We start from the raw sequence: 6,058 nt of genomic DNA on the forward strand, positions 1-6,058 counted from the left end.
TTATATAGGTGTTTACAGTTCTTATATAAATGAGAGAGTGCGGTATAAGGAATCTTTTGGTCTGAGACTATCGGTGTATGACACAAGTTATCAAACGCATTGGCTACAGCAATAATTTGAGCAAACTCGTTGATCTCATCTCCTTTCAGGCCTTTAGGATAACCAGACCCATCTCTTAGCTCATGGTGCTGCGCGATCACAATTCTCGCGACTTCGGGAAAAGCCTCGATTTGACTCGCAAGATCGACGCCATATTTAGTGTGCAACTTTAAGTAGTTGGTTTCTGGCTCTGTTAGAGGTAGTTGCTTTCTTAATATTGCAGTCGGGATTTTTATTTTCCCGATATCATGGAATAGTGCGGAGAAGGAAAGCTCTTTCAACTGTGCTGCTGAGTACCCTTTAGCACGGCCAATCATCATAGAGATAACAGCCACGTTCAATGAGTGGAAATAAATATCTTCAAACTCATTTTTTCCGTTCATCAGATGTAACGTAACATTATCATCGCACATTAACTTCTCGACGATATCTTCAATAAGAAGCTTTGCTTCATCAACTGCTGCTGTCGGACGGTTACGGATTTTAGTCATGACTGAACGCATACGTGCCAGAGAGCGCTCAAACTCTTTTTCACACTGAATCACGCGTCGACGGTATGCACTTAACTTTTCTATGCGGTTCTGTTTTTCTTGCCACATTTTTTGAGTTTCATGATCTAACGACGCTTCATTTGTTACTCTGTCAGCTTGTCTTTGATCAATAGGGAGTGGAACGGCATCGCTTTGCTCTGGATTAAAGTAAACGAACTTTACGCCGAGGTGGCGGATCATCTCGACTTGCTCTTGGTCTTTAACCTTAAAGCTATTGAGTAGAAAGGGGTGATCGTTCCACTTTAGCGGAAGACGGATATGTAGTCCGGGTTGAATACGATCGACCGTTAGTTTAATGGCTGCCACTTATTCACTACTGATTTATATTTCTTAAGAGAGTTAGAATACTAGTAAATTTTGTGAATAAATTCATCAGTAACTATCAAAACATCAAACCGTTATTTCTAAGCGACTCACTTAATTAGATAGAAGTAAGCTACTTTAAGGAGCGATCTGCTTTGCGTATTTTAAGCTTAGCCTCGAACACTGGCTTGTCTATTACTTCTTGATCTTTGACTAGTCCCATTAACGTTTGTACCGCTACACGGGCCATGTCACTGATAGGAAAGTGCACTGCTGATACTGTAGGGTAAAGACTTTCACAAAGATCAACACTGTCAAAGCTAGTTAATGAGATTTGCTCTGGTACAGAAATACTGTGCTCGTGTAAGTACTGCATTGCGCCAACCGTCATTTCTTCACTGCACGAAAAGACAGCCGTCACATCAGGGTGTCGTTGTAAAATTGCAGCCATTGCATCATAACCACTTTGCCGACCATAATTCCCTTCTTCACACCAGCTTTCATCAATATCTATACCAGCATCCTTCATTGCATCAATATACCCAAGCTTTCTCAATACACTGTTATGACGTTGGGATGGACCGGCAATACAAGCAATCTTTCGATGACCACCAGCTAAAAGGTGCTCAACGGCAATACGGCTTGCATGATGATGGTTAAAGGTAACACAACGCTCTTCTATTCCTTCCACGTAGCGATCCAGGAGAACGAAAGGTGTTGGTTGTTTAGCTAATTCACGTAAGTCATCATCTGACAAATAACGACTATGAAGTACATAGCCGTCACAACGTAAATCATTAAAACGCTGAATTGCCTCTTTTTCACCTTGTGCAGAATGATGGCCTTGAGCTGTAATCAAAAACTTCTTATGAATATCCAGCTCGGTTTGAACCTGCTCCATCATCTCGCCAAAGAAGCCCCCCGTATAGTAAGTCACCAATAACCCAACCATATTACTGGATGAGGTTGCGAGTGAACGAGCAATTGCACTAGGACGATAATTCAATTGCGCCATAGCTTGCTCTACTTTTTTTCGAGTTTCTTCGCGAAACTTCCCCTCCCCATTAATGATTCGAGAAACGGTAGAGCGATTTACACCGGCGAGTTCGGCGACATCTTTAATCCTTGCCATAATGCTATTGGGTCCAACTGCAATTGTTATTAAATATCCGTTTGTGTAGAACGGCTGCCAGCAATTCGTAAGGTGCTTATAGGGGGCGAAGCTGGCAGCCTTTAATCATACACCGACCATTTGATTGGTAGAAACGAGCTCAGAGTAATCCGTGACAGCTATACCATGATGAGCTAACTGTTCTTTTAAAATGGGAGAGGTAAGAACTTGTAACTCTAGCTCTCGCTGAAGCGCATAGCCACTCTTTAAGATAAGCGCCTGATCGGCCTCTGCCGGGTGGCACATCACCTCAACCAAGTCATAGTCAGCTTTTAAGCTCAATAAATGTGTCATTAAACCATCCAAGCTCACTTTTTGGTCATAAAACTCATCAGTAAAGATATACCTGATTGTCATCGATTCTTGACACAAGCCAGTGCCCCGCAGTGGCACTCGGTATTCATTCGCTACTTCTTTAATAACGGGCAAAATTTGAGGGTGAGTATGCGCGTGATGATGGCTATCTAAGTGGCTTAGCTCTAACCCAAGCGATAAAAAATGTTCCACCTGAGCTTTTGCTTCATCATAAACGACCTGAGTTTCGAAGTCCTGCTTACTCCAAAGTTCGTCATAGTTGATAAAGTGCGCTCGGCCGTTGGTCAAGTTAGGATGCTTCGTTATAGGCACACCTGCTGTAAACCTAAGATGAACGCCAATTTTCAAGTCTGGATTATGGCGAGCTAGTTCTAAGGCATGTTGCTCAGCATCCATACCCACCATCATGGTGGTTGAATGAACCACACCTTGCTGATGAGCTTTAACGATGCCGCTATTTACACCTCTCGTTAAACCAAAATCATCAGCATTAAAAATGACTTTCATCGGCGCCCTTCCTTAGTCTTACAACGTCGTTAGTTTAAATTGAGGTAAATACGGAGCGTTCACCGCTAGGATATCATCCAGGATTGACTTGGCGCGGCCAATGTCAGGCACCAATGGGTTATTGGTTAATGCCATAAGCGCCTTGTCATAATTACCTTCGACAGCAGCTTCTATTGTTAGCTGCTCATACGCTTTAACTTGATGGAGTAATCCTTTGATATTGTTTGACAACTCGCCAACCGCAAGAGGTTTCGCCCCCCAGCTACCAATCACCGCACTACATTCAATCACAGCATCGTCAGGTAGGCCGTTGATCGCTCCATTATTTAAAACGTTAACAACATGAATACTATTACGATTGTTATAAATTGAATCAACTAGGTTCAGTGATGCATCAGAATAATAAGCACCACCCCGCTCCTCTAACTCTTTCGGCTTATGATCGAGGGTAGGATCTTGATAGAGCTTAAACAGCGCATTTTCTGTTTCCATTACCTGCTCAGCACGAGTGCCTTTTTCATCGGCACTTTGTTTCTCTTCAGCAAGCATGGCATCAGTTTGGTAGAAGTAACGATGATAAGGACATGGTATCGCCCCCAGTGCTTTTAGAAATGCCGGATCCCACGGCTCTTCCCAGATATTCTTCATACTGAAGTTGGCACCATCACCGACTTTCTCTAATACCGTTTGAGTAATATCTTCCCCATTGAGCCATGCTTTGTGTACCCACACGAGATGGTTTAACCCAGCAAACTCAAGTTGTAGCTCTTTTGGCTCGCACTCCATCATTTCTGCAATCATCATTTCCATTGAAACGGGCACATTGCATAAACCAATACTCTTTACTTTGGTGTACTTACTGACCGCTTCGGAAACTAAACCCGCTGGGTTGGTGAAATTGAGCATCCATGCGTTTGGAGCCAACTCTTCAATGTCTTTACAGATATCAAGAATGACCGGAATGGTTCGCAGTGCTTTAGCAAAACCACCAGGGCCCGTTGTTTCTTGGCCGATGACGTCGTACTTGATTGGGATTCGCTCATCGTTAGCGCGTGCAGCAAGGCCACCAACACGAAACTGCGTCATCACAAAATCCGCATCTTTTATCGCAGCACGGCGATCGAAACCGGCTTTTATCTCAATTTTTGCTCCGGCTTTATCGACCATTCGCTGAGCCAATCCTTTGATGATCTCAAGCTTCTCAGCTCCTGACTCAATGTCCACAAAATGGATTTTCTTAACGGGTAAATATTCTAAGCGCTTAATAACCCCTTCAACCAATTCCGGGGTATAGCTACTACCACCGCCAATAATGGCAAGTTTGATCGCCTCTCTAGACATTTTCATCCCCCTTTACTTGTTCGAGATTTTTTTGTTCAGTGCGACGATTTCTACAGCCATCTCTTGAGCCAAAATCGTAGTCATCAGGTGATCTTGAGCATGCACCATCACTAACGTCATCGGGACTTTCCCTTCTCCCTGATCTTCTTCAATAAGCTGAGTCTGTATTAAGTGGGCTTTATTAATGCACTCTCTTGCTTGAGAGAGCTTCTCGTCAGCCGCTTCAAAATCTTGTTCTCGAGATAAACGCAATGCCTCGTAGCTTAAACTTCTGGCTTCACCAGCATTGCAAATGATCTCCATCACAACCAATTCTTGTTCCATCATTTTCTCCCCGAAAATCGGGCCGCGGTAATTGCGGCCCATTAAGCACAGTTAAGCAGTAACGCCTTCGCCTGACGGCTGCGTGTCACCTTTAGTTTCCTTCGTCGTTGGTAGTTCTTGCTCCAACATTTGCTTCTCAAACATTTTGAAGAATGGGAAGTAGATGATTAGATCAAGAATCAATAAACCAATGACGAGCAATACTGGCGCAAAGGTCCAACCGCTACCCCACGAAGCACCTATCAGTGCCGGTGTTGTCCAAGGTGTTGTAGCGACACCCATACCCACAAAGCCGACATGCACAGCAAAATACGCAATCGTAGCGTTGATGACTGGAGCGAAGACGAACGGGATAAACAAGGTCGGGTTCATCACAACTGGGCTACCGAAGATCACTGGTTCGTTGATTTGGAAAAAGCCAGGCACCGAACTCATTCGACCAATGCTCTTAAGGTGAACAGAACGGCTAAACGACATCAGCATAACAAGAGCAAGTGTTGCACCAGAGCCGCCAATAAAGATGTAAAAATCCCAGAACGGTTGAGTAAATACATTTGGAATCGGTTCACCTGCAACAAAGGCTTCAATGTTGGCACCAATGTTGGTCAAAAAGATTGGAGAAAGCAGTCCAACAACAATTGCAGCACCATGAATACCCGCAAACCAAAGCAGCTGGCAAAGCAATAAAGCGCCAATAATGGCAGGCAATGAGTTAGACGCACTAATTAGCGGTTTAAAGATAGCCATAACAGCATCTGGAATCAGCATGTCGTACTGGGTTTGTACGAAAAGGCTAAGTGGATATAAGGTAATGAATATCGCTAAGACTGGTAGCAATACTTCAAATGATCGCGCAATCGCCGGTGGCACCTGCTCTGGCATGCGAATCGTAATATTGTGCTTTTTCATAAAACGGTAGAGCTCCACCGAGAAAAATGCACACATCACTGCGGTGAAGATCCCGGTTCCGCCCATGTGAGACATAGACAACGCGCCATCTTTAGCTGGGGCCGCAATGAGTAAAAAAGACATTAGTGACAATACAGCACTCGTGATCCCATCCATCTTGTAAGCCTTCGCTAAACTATAAGCAACGCCCAGCGAAACAAAAATGGTCATGATCCCCATCGACATGTTGTAGGGCATCATTATGGTATCAAAATGTGTAGTGGCGAAATCGAGCCAAATTCGACCAAAAGTAAAGGTTGTATCTTCGGCAAATGGGGGGAATGCAAAAATCAAAATGAAACTACCGACAATAATAAACGGCATTGCGACAATAAAACCGTCTCTCATTGCGCGAACATGGGGCTGATTCCCCACTTTAGCTGCTATAGGGGCTATATGCTTTTCGACTGCGCCTATAATTGCGTCATAAAGCTTCATAGAATCCATCCTTATTTTAGGCAAAAGAATCCCGCATCAAATATTTATATTTGATGTACAG

The 6,058-nt window shown here is 43.8% G+C and carries 6 protein-coding genes; all 6 read right to left on the reverse strand.

Annotated elements, in window-relative coordinates; genetic code table 11:
* On the reverse strand, window positions 1-956 hold a 956-nt coding region (locus CAG68_RS00225), incomplete at its 3' end, for a DUF3391 domain-containing protein (protein WP_161440629.1).
* 130 nt (window positions 957-1,086) lie between these two features.
* On the reverse strand, window positions 1,087-2,085 hold the full coding sequence (locus CAG68_RS00230; RefSeq protein ID WP_005381031.1) for a LacI family DNA-binding transcriptional regulator: 999 nt from the start codon (window positions 2,083-2,085) through the stop codon (window positions 1,087-1,089).
* A gap of 105 nt (window positions 2,086-2,190) precedes the next feature.
* The gene (chbG, locus tag CAG68_RS00235; RefSeq protein WP_054730785.1) at window positions 2,191-2,946 is read right to left on the reverse strand and encodes a chitin disaccharide deacetylase; all 756 of its coding nucleotides are present in this window, start codon (window positions 2,944-2,946) and stop codon (window positions 2,191-2,193) included.
* A gap of 18 nt (window positions 2,947-2,964) precedes the next feature.
* Complete coding sequence (locus tag CAG68_RS00240; RefSeq protein ID WP_005381048.1) at window positions 2,965-4,287, reverse strand: 6-phospho-beta-glucosidase; 1,323 nt, start codon at window positions 4,285-4,287, stop codon at window positions 2,965-2,967.
* Window positions 4,288-4,299: 12 nt separating this feature from the next.
* Entirely contained in the window at window positions 4,300-4,611 is a 312-nt protein-coding gene (locus tag CAG68_RS00245; RefSeq protein ID WP_031777269.1) for a PTS lactose/cellobiose transporter subunit IIA, read from the reverse strand.
* A 51-nt stretch (window positions 4,612-4,662) separates the two neighbouring features.
* Window positions 4,663-5,997 (reverse strand): PTS sugar transporter subunit IIC, encoded by a 1,335-nt coding sequence (locus CAG68_RS00250; protein WP_017821840.1) that lies wholly within the window; start codon window positions 5,995-5,997, stop codon window positions 4,663-4,665.
* Window positions 5,998-6,058 lie beyond the last annotated feature (61 nt).

This window comes from Vibrio sp. V42_P2S4T144 (assembly GCF_009904715.1).
GTDB lineage: Bacteria > Pseudomonadota > Gammaproteobacteria > Enterobacterales > Vibrionaceae > Vibrio > Vibrio alginolyticus.